Source organism: Acinetobacter indicus CIP 110367 (assembly GCF_000488255.1).
Lineage (GTDB): Bacteria > Pseudomonadota > Gammaproteobacteria > Pseudomonadales > Moraxellaceae > Acinetobacter > Acinetobacter indicus.
Map to the genome: position 1 here is coordinate 789472 of NZ_KI530745.1, position 17611 is coordinate 807082.

At 43.6% G+C, this 17611-nt stretch carries 15 protein-coding genes and 2 pseudogenes; 8 read left to right on the plus strand and 9 right to left on the minus strand.

Features of this window, described 5'->3' with window-relative positions:
- Nucleotides 1–231: 231 nt before the first annotated feature.
- On the plus strand, nt 232–1392 hold the full coding sequence (locus P253_RS03845; RefSeq protein WP_005177761.1) for an MFS transporter: 1161 nt from the start codon (nt 232–234) through the stop codon (nt 1390–1392).
- Between the two features lie 48 nt (nt 1393–1440).
- Here the strand turns inward: P253_RS03845 and P253_RS03850 are convergent, their stop codons facing one another.
- Entirely contained in the window at nt 1441–2928 is a 1488-nt protein-coding gene (locus tag P253_RS03850; RefSeq protein ID WP_016658162.1) for an amidase, read from the minus strand.
- Between the two features lie 197 nt (nt 2929–3125).
- Here P253_RS03850 and P253_RS03855 point away from each other — a divergent pair, with 197 nt between their 5' ends.
- A complete protein-coding gene (locus P253_RS03855; RefSeq protein WP_034597534.1) occupies nt 3126–3617 on the plus strand; it encodes a hypothetical protein in 492 nt (163 codons plus the stop codon).
- Between the two features lie 65 nt (nt 3618–3682).
- Here P253_RS03855 and accC read toward each other — a convergent pair whose 3' ends face one another.
- From accC to aroQ, 3 genes are read right to left on the minus strand one after another with little or no spacing between them, the layout of a single operon-like run.
- Nucleotides 3683–5047 carry an acetyl-CoA carboxylase biotin carboxylase subunit gene (gene accC / locus P253_RS03860; protein ID WP_016658161.1) on the minus strand — a complete coding sequence of 455 codons (1365 nt, stop codon included), beginning with the start codon at nt 5045–5047 and terminating at the stop codon, nt 3683–3685.
- A 17-nt stretch (nt 5048–5064) separates the two neighbouring features.
- A complete protein-coding gene (accB, locus tag P253_RS03865; RefSeq protein WP_005177770.1) occupies nt 5065–5487 on the minus strand; it encodes an acetyl-CoA carboxylase biotin carboxyl carrier protein in 423 nt (140 codons plus the stop codon).
- Between the two features lie 16 nt (nt 5488–5503).
- On the minus strand, nt 5504–5959 hold the full coding sequence (aroQ, locus tag P253_RS03870; RefSeq protein ID WP_016658160.1) for a type II 3-dehydroquinate dehydratase: 456 nt from the start codon (nt 5957–5959) through the stop codon (nt 5504–5506).
- A gap of 1063 nt (nt 5960–7022) precedes the next feature.
- Between aroQ and P253_RS03875 the strand changes: the two genes are divergently transcribed.
- The 6 genes from P253_RS03875 to P253_RS03900 all read left to right on the plus strand — a co-directional run bounded on the left by P253_RS03875 (nt 7023) and on the right by P253_RS03900 (nt 11144).
- A complete protein-coding gene (locus P253_RS03875; RefSeq protein WP_005177774.1) occupies nt 7023–7280 on the plus strand; it encodes a hypothetical protein in 258 nt (85 codons plus the stop codon).
- Between the two features lie 3 nt (nt 7281–7283).
- Entirely contained in the window at nt 7284–8030 is a 747-nt protein-coding gene (locus P253_RS03880; protein WP_016658159.1) for an ATPase, read from the plus strand.
- Nucleotides 8031–8525: 495 nt separating this feature from the next.
- Entirely contained in the window at nt 8526–8942 is a 417-nt protein-coding gene (locus P253_RS03885; RefSeq protein ID WP_016658158.1) for a YeeE/YedE family protein, read from the plus strand.
- Nucleotide 8943: 1 nt separating this feature from the next.
- Nucleotides 8944–9366 carry a DUF6691 family protein gene (locus tag P253_RS03890; RefSeq protein WP_005177782.1) on the plus strand — a complete coding sequence of 141 codons (423 nt, stop codon included), beginning with the start codon at nt 8944–8946 and terminating at the stop codon, nt 9364–9366.
- Complete coding sequence (locus P253_RS03895; protein ID WP_016658157.1) at nt 9363–10238, plus strand: MBL fold metallo-hydrolase; 876 nt, start codon at nt 9363–9365, stop codon at nt 10236–10238. The genes P253_RS03890 and P253_RS03895 overlap by 4 nt, the downstream gene beginning before the upstream one ends.
- Nucleotides 10239–10379: 141 nt before the next feature.
- Nucleotides 10380–11144 (plus strand): alpha/beta fold hydrolase, encoded by a 765-nt coding sequence (locus P253_RS03900; protein WP_016658156.1) that lies wholly within the window; start codon nt 10380–10382, stop codon nt 11142–11144.
- Between the two features lie 14 nt (nt 11145–11158).
- Here P253_RS03900 and P253_RS15975 read toward each other — a convergent pair.
- The 5 genes and pseudogenes from P253_RS15975 to P253_RS03925 all read right to left on the minus strand — a co-directional run.
- Nucleotides 11159–11770, minus strand: a pseudogene (locus P253_RS15975) (M15 family metallopeptidase); the annotation flags it as partial.
- Nucleotides 11771–12487: pseudogene (locus P253_RS15980) on the minus strand (ISNCY family transposase); the annotation flags it as partial.
- Between the two features lie 166 nt (nt 12488–12653).
- Nucleotides 12654–13988 carry an ISNCY family transposase gene (locus P253_RS03915; protein WP_016658153.1) on the minus strand — a complete coding sequence of 445 codons (1335 nt, stop codon included), beginning with the start codon at nt 13986–13988 and terminating at the stop codon, nt 12654–12656.
- 246 nt (nt 13989–14234) lie between these two features.
- A complete protein-coding gene (locus tag P253_RS03920) occupies nt 14235–16424 on the minus strand; it encodes a TonB-dependent receptor (RefSeq protein WP_016658152.1) in 2190 nt (729 codons plus the stop codon).
- Between the two features lie 352 nt (nt 16425–16776).
- Nucleotides 16777–17577, minus strand: coding sequence for a sulfite exporter TauE/SafE family protein (locus tag P253_RS03925; RefSeq protein WP_016658151.1), 801 nt, complete (start codon nt 17575–17577; stop codon nt 16777–16779).
- Nucleotides 17578–17611 lie beyond the last annotated feature (34 nt).

Here is a 17611-nt window from a genome sequence, read left to right on the forward strand (position 1 = left end):
TCACGAAAGATAAGGGGCTTCTGGCTGCATATTAAATGATCTGCATCTGATCTCATCTTGAGGATTTCTTTTTTCAATCTGTTGAGTTGCATCACAAAGCAAGTGCTAAAATACTGAAATTCGGCAGAGTTTCTCAGCAGTGTCCTCAACTGCAAGCAAAGGCAAATACATGCAACCCAATGCACTCATCAAGTTCCATTACAGATTCAACATGCAAGGATTGGGCGGCTAATGCGATCACTTGCAATCAGTACACGGCTCGGCGGTTTCTACTTTTTCTACTACGCCATTGTTGGAACCTTCATGCCGTTTTGGAGCCTGTATCTGGAAGATCAGGGCTTTAATTATCAGGAAATCGGGATTCTGTCTTCCATTGCAATTATCACCCGGTTTTTTGCCCCTTTTATTTGGGGCTGGATTGCCGATAAATCCGGGAAACGCATGTTGCTGGTGCGTATTGCCACCTGGATGGAAGCCTGTATCTGGTTCATGCTGTTTATCATTCCGAATAGTTTCCAGTCAGTGGCATTGTTGATGCTGATTTTCAGCTTTTTCCAGAATGCCATTTTGGCCCAGTTTGAAGGAGTGACCTTATTCTGGCTGGGCGATCAACGTGAACAGCTGTATGGCAAGGTGCGTAAATGGGGATCGGTCGGTTTTATTGTTGCGGTATTTGGTATCGGCGCGTTGCTGGAAATTATTCCAATCTCCATGCTGCCAGTATTGTTGCTATGTATCGCGTTTCTGGCATTTATCTGGTCTTTTAGCATTAAAGAACCCAGCGCTGCACCTAGTTCCCAAAAACAGCTGGAACCTTTGTGGCCGGTGTTAAAACGACCTGTGGTGGCCTGTTTTTTCCTCATTGAGTTTATTCTGCTATTTTCGCATGCGCCGTTTTACAGTTTTTATAGCAATTATCTGAGTCAGGCTGGTTTTAGTACTTCAATAATTGGTTTGTTGTGGTCAGTAGGCGTGATTGCAGAAATTATCATGTTTGCTTATGCAACCTTTTTCTTGTCGCGCTGGTCATGGCGAACACTGGTGATGGCCTGTTTGCTGCTGACCGGTTTACGCTGGATTGTTGTTGGTTTGGTACCTGACAGTTTTATCGCCCAGTTTTTTGCCCAGACCATTCATGCCTTTAGTTTTGGCTTATTCCATGTGATTGCGATGCGGGTGATTTTTCAGAATTTCAGCTTGGGTCAGCAAGGACGAGGGCAAGCTATCTATAGCACTATGTGGGGTATGGGTGTGGCGTTGGGAAGTATTTTGGCTGGTTATTATTGGGATATTTTTTCAGGGCAAACTGTCTTTATCTGGGCTGGCTTATCTACATTACTGGGTTTGTTGCTGGTCTTTGGTTTACCGAAACAGCTACAAAAACAGGCGTAGAAAAAGCCGGTCATATCGACCGGCTGTTGAATCAGGCTATTCAAGTCTTTAAATTTTGATGTGCTGATATTGCGGGAACCACGGCTGAGCCTGTTCCAGTTGTGCAGCCAGTTGTAGTAATACATCTTCACGAGCAAAAGGTGCAATAAACTGAGAGCCTAAAGGCAAGTGCTGTTTATTCCAGTACAGTGGCACAGACATCGCCGGTAAGCCGGTAATATTGGCCAGCTGGGTAAAAGGTACCCATTTCAGGTTTTCCCGTACAATCTGATCGACCAGTTTGCCTTGGGTTAACAGATGCGCCTGTCCGACTTTCAACAAGGCTTTTAACACCGGTTTTTGCCAGGCTGGCGTTTTAACTTCGCCATTCTGGGGAGCTACCGAGGCTGTGGCTGGGGTCAGATATAAATCATAACGGTCAAAGAACTGGTTCATTTGCGTGGTATAAACGCCCCAGTTATTCAGGTTGTGAATATAGTCCAGCGCAGAGGTTTTGGCGCCAAATGCGGCCAGCGCCAGTGAATCCAGTTCAAAATCATCATCACGTGAAGGATACTGCGCGCGAATCTGGCTGAGCATATAAGAGAACTGGCTAAACCAGGTGGTAATAAAATCTTTGGCTAGTTGCATGCCATCAATAGCTGGCTGATCTTCAATTACTTCATGCCCAAGGCTGGTTAAGAGTTTTACAGTGTGCTCAATCGCCTGAATAGCATCTTTAGATACAGCGGTGCCAATTGGAGAGCGGGTGCTAAACGCAATTTTCAGTTTTTTTGGTGCTTGCTGCATCAGCTGCAGATATTGACCTTCCGGGCGCTGAATCTTAAATAAAGAGCTGTGTTCTTCGCCGTGGGTTGCATCAAGCATGGCAGCGCTATCCCGGACGCTGCGCGTCAACACATGCTGAATGGCGGCGCCGTGCATAGCCTCACTCATTGAGGGTCCCCATGGTGTGCGGCCACGACTCGGTTTTAAACCGAACAAGCCGCAATAAGAGGCGGGAATACGAATCGAGCCACCGCCATCGCCGGCACCGGCCAGTGGCACAATACCGGCGGCCACAGCAGCCGCAGAACCACCCGATGAGCCTCCACTATTATGTTTTAAATGCCACGGGTTTTTACAGCTGCCCCAAGCATCCGGTTCGGTAATGCCTTTGATTCCGAATTCAGGAGTGTTGGTACGGCCAAAAGTCACAATTCCGGCCTGTTCCCAACGATTGACAATTTCAGCGTTTGTTTCGGGAATATAGCCCATTCTTTTTAAGCCTTGACAGCCATAAGAAGTTGGGTAGCCCGCATATTCCTGAAACAGGTCTTTGACCAGAAAGGGTACCCCAGCAAATGGACCAGACAATGGTCCTTGTACGCGTTGCTGGGCATGTTCATGCATCGGAATAATAATTGCATTCAGGCTTTTGCTTTGTTCGGCGCGTTGTACGGCCAGTTCCAGCAGTTCCGATGCCTGAATTTCTTTTTTTGCCACTAATTCGGCCAGCCCCAGACCATCATATTTTAAATATTCTTGTAACTTCATTTTCAATCCTGAAAATATAAATTGTCAGAAACTGTTGTAAGAGATTTTACGCAAAGTTGCAAGGCGAGATTAAAATTTAAACAGTAAAAATTAGCGATTTTGGGGCTTAAAAAAATTGTTGAGTTATGTTTATGCACTAAGTTTATTGCAAAAAATATGCTAACGTTAGCGGGTACTTTATATCATTGAATCAATGTATGAAAAAACTTTATCTCACCAGTTTAATGTTAGTATGTTGCACTGCCGTGATGGCCAATGAAACAAAAACGACAACAACAAATAGTGCTGCCGCAACCGCTGCAAAAGCGCCTGTCAATGCCAATACCGTTCGTGTCATTACCCGTCCTGAAATTGTGGGATTGTGGGGCATGGAAATTCCAAATAACCGCAAATGTATTGAATATTATAATTTTCGGGGTGATAACGATGTCATTATCAAAAGCGGTCAGGAATGGTCGTCTGGCATCTATGACTATCAGCCGGCAGAAGATCCGGCCAGCAGTTTACCTGCCTTAATCATGCAAATTAAATATGACAATAATGAGGTCGATTGTTCCGGTTATCAGGAGGATCAGACCGGGGAGATTTCACAATATTTTGTGCAATGGAAAAACCCGCATACTATTCATTTCTGTAGTAATGAAAAAGCCGAACAGTGCTTTGCCACTTTGCGCCGTGTTTTGCCTTAAAGCTGAAATTCAGCCATAAAAAAACCGCTGAAATCAGCGGTTTTTTTATTTTCACAAGGAAACGCTTAGGCTTCCTTGTTGGCACCTTCAAGCTGCTTTAACAAATGCTTTTCCAGGTAGTGAATATCCATTGCCTGTTTGCAGAAGTTTTCATCTTGCAAGATCAGATCTTTATGTAATGGAATATTGGTTTTCACACCGGTCAAAATCATTTCATCCAGCGCCTGACGCATGCGCGCAATACTGGTGCTACGGTCTTTACCATGCGCAATCAGTTTAGCGATCATCGAGTCGTAATAAGGCGGAATGCTATAGCCCGGATAGATATGTGAATCTAAGCGGATACCGGCACCACCAGACGCGTAGAAGTTTTCAATCTTGCCTGGTGATGGCAGGAAGGTCGATGGATCTTCCGCATTGATACGGCATTCAATGGCATGACCTTTCACCTGAACATCTTCCTGCTGAATGTCGAGGCCTAAACCACCGGCAACGCGCAGTTGTTGTTCAATAATATCAATACCTGTGACCATTTCAGTTACCGGGTGTTCTACCTGAACACGGGTGTTCATCTCGATAAAGAAGAACTCGCCATCTTCAAACAGGAACTCGAAAGTACCGGCACCGCGATACTGCATCATCATACAGGCGTTGACACAGGCTTCTAAAATATCTGCACGTGCTTGCTCTGGCAGGTTTGGTGCTGGTGCTTCTTCCAGAACTTTTTGATGGCGACGCTGTAAAGAGCAGTCACGGTCATACAGATGGATGGCATGGCCGTTACCATCGCCCAGTACTTGCACTTCAACGTGACGAGGCTTTTGCAGGAAACGTTCCATATAGACCGTATCATCACCAAACCACATTTCCGCATCACGCTGCGCCGCTTGTACCGATTCCAGCAGGGTATCGACACGTTCAACAATACGCATACCACGACCACCACCACCGGCAGCTGCTTTAACAATCAGTGGAAAGCCGATTTCTTTGGCTTCAGCCAGGGCATTTTGTGGTGTTACTGCATGGGCAGAACCTGGTACCGTCGGTACGCCGGCTTTACGCATGGCGGTAATGGCAGAAACCTTGTTCCCCATTAAGCGGATGTGTTCTGGACGCGGACCAATAAAGATAAAGCCTGAGCTTTCTACAATTTCGGCAAATTCCGCATTTTCAGACAGGAAACCATAACCCGGGTGAATGGCATCAGCACCGGTAATTTCTGCTGCGGTAATAATCGCAGGAATATTCAGATAACTGTCGCTGCTCGCGCCCGGTCCGATACACACGGCTTCATCACAGAAACGTAAATGCATCAGGTCTTTATCGGCATCGGAATAGATACCGACAGTTTTGATTCCTAAAGTTTTGCAGGCCCGGGTGATGCGAAGCGCAATCTCACCACGGTTTGCAATTAAAACTTTTTGCAACATTGTGAGTCCCCGTGGTCTTAAGCGCGGTAGCGGAAGAGTGGTTGACCAAACTGAATCACTTCACCATTTTTAACTAGAATTTCTTCAATCACGCCGCTTTGAGTTGCTTCAATCGGGTTCATGATTTTCATGGCTTCGATAATACCTAAGGTTTCACCTGCAGAAACGGTTTGACCGATTTTCACAAAAGGTGCTTCACCTGGGCTTGGTGCTGCATAGAACACGCCAACCATTGGAGAAGTTTCAACTGCGCCACGTGGAGAAGATTTCGGTGCTGATGGCAGATCTGCTGCTGGAGCAGGCATTGCTGGAACTGCTGCCGCTACTACTGGACTGCGACGAGTAAGCGCAATCGCCTGATCGCCTTCTTTAACTTCAATCGCTTGTAAGTCAGATTCAATCATCAGGTCGATGAGTTTCTTGATTTTACGGATATCCATGAGACAGTATTCCTAATTAAGATTGCGAAGTGAGTTGAATTTTTTCGATAACGTAGTCAAGTGCAGCAGCATAGCCTTTTGCACCCAATCCGCAGATCACGCCTACAGCTTTATCGGACAAATATGAATGATGTCTAAATGCTTCACGTGCATGCACGTTAGACAGATGGACTTCAATAAACGGGATGGCAACGCCAAGAAGTGCATCACGTACTGCGACTGAGGTATGGGTCAGGGCTGCAGGATTAATAATGATGAATTGAACGCCTTCTTGACCTGCCTGATGAATTCGGTCGACAATGGCACCTTCCCAGTTACTCTGGAAAGTTTCTACCGAAAATGATGCATTTTGCGCTTGTGTCATGAGCTGCTGATTTATATCCTCAAGGGTAAGGTGTCCATAAACCTCAGGTTCTCGCTTTCCTAGCAAATTTAAATTCGGTCCATGAATAACCAAAATGGTTGAACTCATCCAGCCTGCTCCAATTAATAAGTTGCAAATAGTCTTTGCAAGATGTCTGCAAAGTTTGCTTATTATGGCATGAAATTCCACATTTTTTTTATAATTTCTTTAAATTTACGTGAAAAGCATGTCGCAAAATATGGCTATATCATGCAAACTTTGCATACAATTCGCAATGTTAAAAGATTCCAAATTTGCACGAAATTACGGTTTTTTACATTGTAATGAGAATTGACCAAAACCATTCACAGGTTTGCCGCAAAATAGTTTGATGAGTTTAAGCCCAAGTAGATGGCCTGCATGTGCATCCGGTTTTATCTCTGGATTTCCCCCGGAATGCTATCCCTGAATTTGGGGAGTTTTTATCCTCCTCCTGATTTCTATATTGAATTGGCCGCGTTTTAAAATTTATACCATTGAATATATCTGCTGAGAGGTTGCCGCTATAGATTCTGTTTTATCTGGCTTTAAACTACCGTGTTGCTATCTTAATTTATTATTGAATTACAAATATTTATCTTTATTCTGTGCTTGGGATATAGTACTTAGATCAGTCATTAGCGTGCTGTTTAGATCAGTTTAGCATGTGCTTTATAGTTGGGCTGATCTTTCAGATAGAGGGTGTATTCGAGTATTTAAAGCACCAATAGGAAAAGAGCAATCCTGATCATGGATAGTCATTGTGACGAACACGAGAGCAGGTTGAAGTCAAAAGCGTTAGATTTATTTTCAGGAAGTCATTGACCAATTCTTTCATTGAAAAAGACAGTTTTGTGTCTTTCTGTACGAAAGCCGTTCAGGCAAGGTTGGCAAAATTTGATAGTTCACGTATTGCCTAAACTGGTTTGGCGAGTAGGGCCTTGATTTTAGAATTAAAAAATAACAGTATTGCTTTAATTAAGGGGAAATCTTCTTAAAAGCGACAAATATCTTAATTTAGCCTAAGTAAGACAGATCTATCTAATTCAGCCTGTGACAACTCTGTATCGGCGAAGTGCTGTATAAATAGACAAATAGCCCTGATGTGCTAAGATAAAGACATATTACACACAGTGTGAACAGGAGTTGTCCAATGACAGCTTATACGATTATGAAAGCAGGCAAGGTGGAGGATGATATGATTCCAAAACTGGCGATTCACGCATTTCGTGATGCCTTTAAGCAGGCATGTGCGTCTTCAACTGTGGTGTATGTGAAAGATCAGCAACTGGTACAGCGCCAGCCGAATGGTCAGGAAAGCGTAATGAAAGATGTATCGGCGGCTTATCGTAGTGCGCAGCATCTTCCAAAAACCTTGACACGCAAAAAGAAATTACAGACCGTTCACTAATTTATGCCACAACCCCGCATCAGGATGTTTGCAGGTCCGAATGGTTCAGGAAAAAGTACCATTAAGGAATATTTGTTGCCCCATCATATTGGGGCATATTTAAATGCAGATGAACTCGAATATCAGCTTAAACACTCTGCAGTTTTGCATTTGGACCATTATCATCGGGCATTGAATGCAGCCGCTTTAATTTCCTTTCTAGAACAAAAACAACGACCGCAGGCAAATACATGGGTGCCTTTATTACGTCAGCCACCGGTGTTAATCAGTGCAAGCTGCGTACAGTTTGATCCTGCAGAAATCGATTCCTATTTATGCGCGCGTATTATTGATTATATTCGCCTGGAATTTTTACGTTTAAAGGTGAGTTTTACCTTTGAAACAGTGATGTCGCATATTTCCAAAGTGGAATTTTTACATGAGGCAAAACGCCACGGATTTAAAACCTATCTGTACTATGTTTCCACGGTTGATCCGCTGATTAATATTGCGCGGGTGCAGTATCGCGTAGAGAAGGGCGGGCATGGCGTGCCTGAACAAAAGATTAAACAGCGTTACTACCGCAGTATGGATTTATTAATGCAGGCGGTGGATGCCACAGATCGAACCTACTTTTTTGATAACTCGACGGATGGTCAAGCCGCATCTTTTCTGGCCGAGATTGAAAATGCCGAGCTGTTAAAAATAAATCCCGAGGCGCAGGTGTTGCCAGAGTGGTTTGTAGAGAAAGTTTTAAATGCTTTTGAGTAAGTCAGTTCACTTGGATGGGTACTCATCTCTATTTCTGATCAGCAGCTTTAAAACGCCAAGAAATTAAAGCCAAACTACATAATATTCTGCCGAAGTACAAAATTCCCCGAGGATATATTCGGGGGATTTGCCCAACTATCAAGATCAGCTAATTAATTCACATGATTTTTCTAGCAAACTGTTTTCCATTTACGACCTGTAAGGCGGTTTATTAAACTAAAATAGTCTTTATCCAAGTCCTATTTTAGAGATGTGCTGGCCGCGCTAAGCCTCTAGTCAGTGGAAGCTTTTTTATTTTCCTTATTTTTTAAACGCTTCATTCTCATTCCTTTATCCCTAAAATAGCCTAAGCAATACTCTCCTTAATCAGCAAATGACAACGCAAAAGCCAGAATAAAGGAAGGGGGGAAGATGGTTAGCTCTTTGTAAGAAAGGATAGCTATTTATTGATATTTTATATATTATAAAAACATATAATGTTTTGAGTGTATGGCGATGCATGATTTCCTGATTGCGTTTTTAGGTGGTCTTTTATTAGGGGCCGCCGTGGTCGGCTATTTATATGTGAACGGACGAATCGCAGGGATTAGTGGTTTGCTGGCTCAGGTGATGCAGCCAAGCACCATCTTTAAAACACCGGCGCTGTGGTTTTTATTGGGACTGTTTGTTACGCCGTTTATTTATGGAATCTGGCAGCAGCCACAGATTGAACTTGACGCCAGACCACTCATGATGGTGGTGGCCGGTATTTTGGTTGGTTTTGGGACCCGTTTAGGTTCGGGTTGTACCAGTGGTCATGGTATTTGTGGAATCAGCCGTTTATCCAAACGTTCGATGGTAGCGACCTTGACCTTTATGCTGACGGGCGTATTGACAGTGTATGTCATCCGCCATATCACAGGAGCATTCTAAAATGAAAAATATCTGGGCGTTTCTATTTGGCGGATTATTTTCATTGGGCCTGATGATTTCGGGTATGTCCAATCCGGAAAAAGTACTAGGTTTTCTGGATATTTTTGGGGATTGGGATGCCAGTCTGGCTTTTGTGATGATGGGTGCCATCGCCGTGGCTTTTATTCCGTTTCAAAAGGCAGTACGTCAGGCCGAACCTAAGACGGTGTATCATGAGGCCATTGAGTTACCGCGGCAAAATCAGCTAGATTCTAAACTGATTATCGGCAGCGCTTTGTTTGGGATTGGCTGGGGAATTGCCGGCATTTGTCCTGCACCTAGCTTTACGTTAATTGGTTTGGGCTATTATCAGGCGCTGTACTTTATTGCTGCGATGATGTATGGCATGTATCTCCATCATCGACTTTTAGGGAAAAAATCATGACCGCTACGCCAGTTGTACAACATTTTTTTGACAAAGAGACCAATACATTCAGCTATGTAGTGACCGATCCGGCCACGCAGCAATGTGCAATTATTGATAGCGTCTTGAATTATGATGCGGCTTCGGCATCTACCTCGACTGAAGGTGCAGACGCAATTATTAGCTATATTCAGCAAAATAGCCTAAGCGTTGAATGGATTTTAGAAACCCATGTGCATGCAGATCATCTGACCGCAGCCCAGTATTTAAAAGAAAAGCTGGGTGGAAAAATTGCCATCAGTAACAAGATTATTGTGGTGCAGGATACGTTTGGCCGTATTTATAATCTGGATTTGAAATATTTGAATGCGCATCAAGCCTTTGATTATCTGTTTGATGATCATGAGCAATTCAGTATTGGTGAATTAACGGCCTACAATATTCCAACACCAGGGCATACACCAGCCTGTTTAAGCTATGTGATTGGTGATGCAGTCTTTGTCGGCGATACCTTGTTTATGCCGGATTATGGCACTGCGCGCTGCGATTTCCCGAAGGGTAGTGCAGAGCAACTGTTTGATTCCGTGCAAAAACTGTATGAGCTGCCAGCGCAGACACGGGTATTTTTATGCCATGACTATCTACCTGAAGGGCGTGAGGTCTTTATACACGAAACCAGTATCCAGCAGCAAAAAGCCGAGAATATCCATATTCACGATGGCACGCAAAAAGCTGAGTTTGTAGAAATGCGTAATCGCCGTGATGCCGGTTTATCGATGCCAAAACTGATTCTGCCTGCCATTCAGATCAATATGGTGGCCGGACATTTCCCTGAACCGGAAGCCAATGGCACGCGCTATCTGAAACTGCCACTCAATTATTTCAACAAATAAACTGGATCGGCCAATGCTTTCGTGCAACTGGCCGATATTTTTGGCCTGATACAAAATAGCCTAAGCAGAAATACAATTTTAATAAAACACTTATCCTATAATATCGAGAAAGCCAAAACCGATGCATTCAAGGAATCAAAAATGCTGCTCAATTTCCAGACTTCACAACAACATCTATCAAGCACCGACATTCCGGTTGTTCTTATTCATGGTTTATTTGGCAGCCTGAGTAATTTGGGTATGTTGGCACGTGCGTTACAGGAACGTTATCCGGTCATCCAGATTGATGTGCGTAACCACGGAAAATCAGAACATCGCCAGAGCATGAGCTATACCGAGATGGCGCAAGATGTACTGGAAACCCTGGATGCGATTCAGGTACAAAAATTTATCGTGATTGGCCATTCCATGGGCGGAAAAATTGCCATGCAACTGGCTGACCTTGCACCAGAGCGGGTAGAAAAACTGGTAGTGCTGGACATGACGCCATTTGCCTATCAGGAAAATCATCATGATCAGGTGTTTGATGCGCTATTTGCCGTCAAAAAAGCACAAGTGGAATCGCGCCAGGATGCCACCCAGATTATGCAGCAGCATTTGCGTGAAGATGCGGTGATTCAGTTTCTGATGAAATCGTTTAGTAAAGGGCAGTGGTTATTTAATGTCGATGCGCTTTATGCATCTTATTCGAAAATTTTATCTTGGCAGCCAGTTCAGGTGGATGCACCAAGTTTATTTATTCGTGGCGGTGCATCTCCATATTTATCTAAACCGGAACACTATGCTGCCATTGAACAGCAGTTCAGTCAGGCCAGCATTGAAACTGTTGAAAATGCTGGCCATTGGCTGCATGCAGAGAAAACTGCTGAAGTGGTCGATAAAATCCAGCAGTTTTTATCTGCATAAGCCCGGTATTATTTTTAATCGAGTGCATTGGCCATCAGCTGACCTTCCGAGGTAAGCTTTTCTGCCATTTCCCGGGTTTTCTTTAAGCCTGGCATCCGGTATTCGGTATGACCATAATCTTTAATGGATTTCCAGCGGCCACCCCAGGTCAGACCAACCGACTCCGCCACTTCGCCATACAGTTCATAACCGCGCATTGCCCACGGGTCACGCTCGGAAATCACCACTTTGCCATTGCGTTTAAAGGCCACATCGGCGGCTAAACCAAATTGATGATAGCTTTGATAACCACGGGCACGGGTGGTGTTTTTATTTTTGGACAGCGAGTTTTGTCGCTCCGGACTACGATAACCCTCCAATAGCACCAGCTCATAGCCGTGGCGTTCTTTCATGATTTTAAACACCATCAGCAGGCGCTGTTTATAACGCGGATTCATCTTATGCCACTTTCGGTCAGCGCTCACAATTGATGGATTGACATGAGAATGAGCATGTAAATCTTCCACCGCTGGATCATAACTATGCTGATCTGCCGGCACAGCCGCCCACTGATTTTCCAGTTGCATGGCCTCAACCACGGCGGCTTCAACCAGTGCTTCTTCTACTTCAGGTGGTGGCGACAGCAGTGAATTAGCGAAGATGATATCGATATTCAGGGTGCTGAGTACACGTCCAAACTGGGTAATCTTGGTGTCTTTCTTGCTGCTTTGATTCACTCTAAAGACTGAATGTTTGTCGCTGTAAAACGCTAAAGGCTTACCGTGCTGTTCGACATATAAGCGTGTTGAAATCATATAGTCAAAGGTTGATTCTGACTCACAGAAGCGTAAATGCTGCAATTTTCCTGTAGCATCATCGATAAACACCAGCAGACAGCATTTAGCAGCGCGTCCTTCAAACCAGTCATGGTGTGAGCCATCAATTTGGATCAGTTCACCAAAGCAATCCCGGTTGTAACGAGGCTGATACGGTCGTTTCAGGCGCTTGGATCGAGGCATCCATAAGTCAGCTGCAATCATCCAAGAACGCAGGGTTTCTACTGAAAGATCGAATCCATGTACGGTGGTGAGCTTTTCATGCGCTAAAGTGGGTCCGAAACCATGGAGTTGGTCAGAAACAATATTGAGGCACTTGAGTCTGAGTTCTTCAGGAAGTTTAGAATTGCTGATTTAGCCACGACCGGCATGGGCTAATGCAGCTGGACCTTGGGCTTTGTATTTCTGCAGTAAGCGTCTGATCTGACGTTCTGAAATATGAAGTAGCTGAGCAGCTTGGGATTGAGTTATGCGTTGATCGCAGATTTCCTGCAAGACCGACAATCGTTTAAGTTCTTTATCCGACATAGACACCAACATATCAAACCGTCCGCTAAGAAAATTGCAAAAGTGCATATTCTAAAAGCGGACATTTTTACTTTGGAGAAACCGGACATTTCTATTTTGGAGTTACAGCTATTGTTATTCACCAATTAAAATGTCTATGCGAAAAACCATTTAAAATGTCCTGTTTTTAACCACAAGAGTCAAGCACAGGATTTAAATTTCTTTGTTCAATAACAGCTTTCTGAGCTTTACGGCTCGGCATACTTTTCTTGGCACGGGAACGTTTATTCTGTTTCTCCAATTCTTCATGTTGTTGCTGGATATGCGCCAGGACTGAACCTAACCGTTTATTCTCAACAATCTCATTTTGCTGCAGCCCAGCCAATTTATTGAAGATGCTGTAGTTGAGCTTTCGTCCTTCATGCATGAGGGCCACAGTGCCATCCGGATACTCCAGAAATGAAATGTATTGCCCAGCAAGCTTATGATTCAGCTCTGTCGGTTCAAGCAGATAAATACATTTGTCATAGGTAATCGTCAGGTTCTTGGTGACCTTACGCGGTTCCTGCCAGGTAAAAATATCATCCAGTTCAAGATCAGATTCGGTTAATGGTCGATGCAGGTTCTTTGAGTTTCGCGCACATTTGGCGAACTTCTGATTGAACTGCTCAATAAAGCAGGGCAACCAGGCATTAGCTTGCTCAATCGAGCTGATACCTTCCAGACGCATCTCCTTGATCAAACGGTCCTGAAGGGTTCTATTCGCTCGCTCTACGCGACCTTTGGCCTGGGGTGAATTGGCGAAGATAATATCAATGTTTAACTCATTCAGAATCCGCCCAAATTGCGTGATCTGGCTGTCTTGCCTGGATTTCTGGTTGACTCTAAATACCGAGTGTTTATCGCTATAAAAGGCCAAGGGCTTGCCGTATTGCTCAATGTAGGCTCGGGTTGAAAGCATATAGTCAAAGGTCGTTTCCGCCTCACAAAAGCGCAAATGCAACAGCTTGCCAGTAGCATCATCGATATACACCAATAAACAGCACTTAGCAGCGCGTCCTTCGAACCAGTCATGATATGAGCCATCAATCTGAATCAGTTCACCGAAGCAATCACGGTTATAACGTGGCTGATATGGACGCTTCAGGCGCTTGGATCGAGGAATCCACAGGTCATTGGCCGTCATCCAGCGCCGAAGCGTTTCTACCGGGATATTCAGGTCAAACATGCTGCTGAGCTTCTCATGCGCCAAGGTGGGTCCAAAACCCAGCAAATGTTCAGCAATAATGGAAAGGCACTTTGATTTTAACAAGTCATCATGGCGACGATGGCCAGGTTGACCACGACTGGCATGTGCCATACCTGAGACACCATCTTGATTGAGCTTCTGCAATAACCGGGTAATTTGACGGGTTGAAAGATTGAGGATTTCAGCAGCACGGACTTGGGTAATACGTTGATCTCGAACGTCTTGCAGAACTGCAAGCCGTTGAATTTCTTTGTCAGACATAGTGATCAGCATCTATATTTATATCCAGTCCATGGTGATAAAAACCATCATAAACTAGACATTTTTATTGGTGAGAATATAGACATTTTGAATGGGTTCTAACAGCTATATTTCGTATAATGTATATTATGTTAAATAGAATGTCGGGGATTGTGCCCTATACAAACTGTATGCTGGCACAACTCCACTGGAGATATATGAGCTGTGAACTCATAATCCGATGCTTAAATACTTGTTCAAGAACTACCATTATTAAAATTAATAGTTAATGGTATAACTTAAGGCGAAAGTTCGGCCTTCGGCAGGAATTGCTAATAAAGAATTGGCATTTGTTACCGCAGCCTGTTGAGCAAATACAGTTTTGTATTGGCTATCCCAAAGATTATAAATACCAAAATCTACGCGCCCTTTTGCCATTGGAAAATGGGCCAATACATCCATAGTAGTGTAGCCTTTAATATCTGCAGCACTATTGCTGTCAGTCAAACCGGCTGTTTTTAATTGCTGGTCATCCTTATAGGCTTTATTGGTACCTTTAATGGCCTGTATTTGTGCACGGACACCATAGCCAGCGTCGTTATTCCATTCAGCGAATAAAGTTCCTTTGGTTGGAGAAATGGCAAAAGCATTTAATTCATGCCAATTGTCGGCAACATCTTTATACTGCCCACGTGTATAACCTAGAGTACCTCCGACCTTATAGTTTTGCATAAATGAATAGCTGACAGTCGCTTCTGCACCATATACTCTTTGATCAGCATCTACTACGTTTACAGAACGGTCAGCATTAAACTGTACCACCTGATCCGAGGTATTATAAAAGCCGGTTAAGCCAAGATTTAAGCCCGTGTCCTGATTTAAACGCCAGCCTAATTCATAGCTGTTTACTGTAATCGGTGCAATACCAGAAGTCGTTAAGGTATAAGCAGCCACATCACGCAGCACCCGTTGTACATCTGGATAACTATAACCCTGTGAGAAGTTAGCATAAACTTGCTGCGCGTCTGTTAACTCATAGACTGCACCCAAATTGAATAGAAATTTGTCCGAATGGGTGGAGTCAGCCGCCATTAAAGTAATCGGTTTACGTGCGGTTAAATAACTGTCAGTGTCTGCCTGAACATATTGATAACGCACACCGGCCTGAATATTTAGACGATCTGTTAAGGCATAATCTCCTTGGACAAATGTGCCAATATTCTGAATTTCTGTATCAGGACCGAAACCCTGTTTTTCCCCTGTAGCGGTATAAACCAGACCATTATGACTAGGTGTATAGTAATCTGCCCATTGATGGTCTTTTTCCCAGTCATAGTCGAGGCCATAAGTCAGTTTTAAATCTCGATCTGCGACCTGTATATTAGATTGAATGGTAGAACGAATACCGGCATAGTCAATATTGGATTGGCTTTGCTTTACCTTACTCCCATCTTTCGAATAGCCGTAAGGTACAAAGCGTGCTTTTTCATTACGATAATATGCCTCCACATTCAAAGTCTGTCCAAGGACATCTTGATTTTGATATTGGGTATTAACGGCATAGCGCTCTGTAAAGGGCTGATTATCGAGGCTCCATCCTTTTATTGCTTTATGGGAAGGCTCAGTACCAGTTTGTAAGTAGGAATAGTCTGGTCCATATTCTGTATCCTGTTTATCTTTATAATATTGCGCCCCTACACTGAAAGTTTGCGTATCTGTTAAGTCAAAGTTTAAACGACCATTGATGTCAAGGGTATCGGTATCCATTGTGCTACCCTGCCAAGGACTTAATGAAATACGCTCTCCTCGACCATCAAATTGAGAACCTCGGCGGGTATAATCTAGGCCTAAAAATCCATCCACTTGATCATTACTAAATGAGGCAGTTTGACCTACTTGGTAAGTTAAACCGTCACGGCGGAAATTATCGGCTGATGTGATGCCCAGCTTGGTTTGAAAACTTACGGGTTCAGATTTATCTGCGCGTTTGGTAATAATATTAATAATGCCACCCGTAGCACCTGAACCATAAATACTGGATGCGCCGGAAACCACCTCAATATGGTCAATCATATTTGGACTAATACTATTCAGTTGACGAGCAACATCCCGTGAACCTGTCTGTGAAACTCCATCAATCATGACCAGTACATTACGTCCACGCATGGTCTGACCATAATTACTTGTAGTTCCACTACTAGGTGCTAAAGATGGTACAAGCTGCGCTAAAATATCCGCGACTTTTCGACCTGCGCCAGCTTGTTGAACAATTGCTTCGCCATGAATGGTTTGTACTGTCCCTGCGATCTCGGCGATTGTTTTAGGTGTACGTGTGGCGGTCATCACCATTGTTGAAAGTTGAGTGATATCCGGTTTTTCTGGTGCAGCTGCTGGGCTACTCTCTTTTGCATAAAGATGCATAGAAATAGCGATTGTGAGAAGACAAAGATTAAATTGAGATCGCCGCATTTTCATTCCCTAGATTGCAATTGTTAATTTTGTGGCAAATGATAATCATTATTATTAATGATGTAAAATTATTATTTAAAAATTTTATTGAGTACTTTCCTGGCTTGAAACTTCACAGGAAAAATTTCATAAAACAGACAATGAACACTGCTTTGAAATGAAAAAAATTAATATTTATTGATCTATTTTTAATTGAGGTAACCGACTTCTTCTAAGTAAATTAAGTAATCCAAATTGAACAGGAAGCTCCTTCTAAAGATAATTATTTAGATCATGAATCTGCTAAGAAGCATACGCTCTATAATCAAACCACTATTATGAGCGTATTCGTTATCTTCCAATTGCCTTCAGCTTAACCCAAACCCTTAACCAGAAAGAAACAGCCCACAATCACCAATAACACGGCGAAACATTTTTTCAGGATTTGTGGCGATAATGCATGTGCTGTTTTCGCCCCAAGTTTGGCAGTAAAGAAACTCATAATGCTAATACCAAGAAAAGCATAAATATGAACAAAGCCAATAGTATTGGGCACATTCACCTGCGCCTGCATCCCAAAAATCATAAATCCCAAAGCACCGGCAACTGCAATGGGGAAACCACAGGCTGCAGATGTGCCTACTGCCTGTTGCATGACCACACCATAACGGTTGAGATACGGTACGGTCAAGCTGCCACCGCCAATCCCAAAGATGGCTGAAGCAAAACCAATTCCCGAACCTGCAGCGATTTGTTGACCGGTTGAGGGCAAGGTTCGCCCTTGCTCTGCCGGCTTTTTGCTACCTATGAACATGGTATACGCTACCCAGATCAGAAAGATTCCTACCACAATCTGCAAATGTAAGCCCGAAATTAAACCGGCAATCCCTGCACCGAAAAAGCATCCAATGGCCATAGGCGGAGCTAGATGTCTAAAGACTGGCCACAGCACTGCCTCGTTCTTATGGTGCGCCATCAATGAACTGATAGAGGTGATCACAATAGTTGCTAGCGATGTACCTAAAGCCAAATGCATAATCACATCCGGACTATAACCCATCTGCATAAACACGATATATAACAGTGGTACAATGATTGTTCCGCCACCGACCCCAAACAGCCCAGCGGCAAAGCCTGCGCAAGCCCCGATGATTAAAAAAATGATAATTTCCACAAAATACTTTCTGAATAATTTGAAATTAAAAACA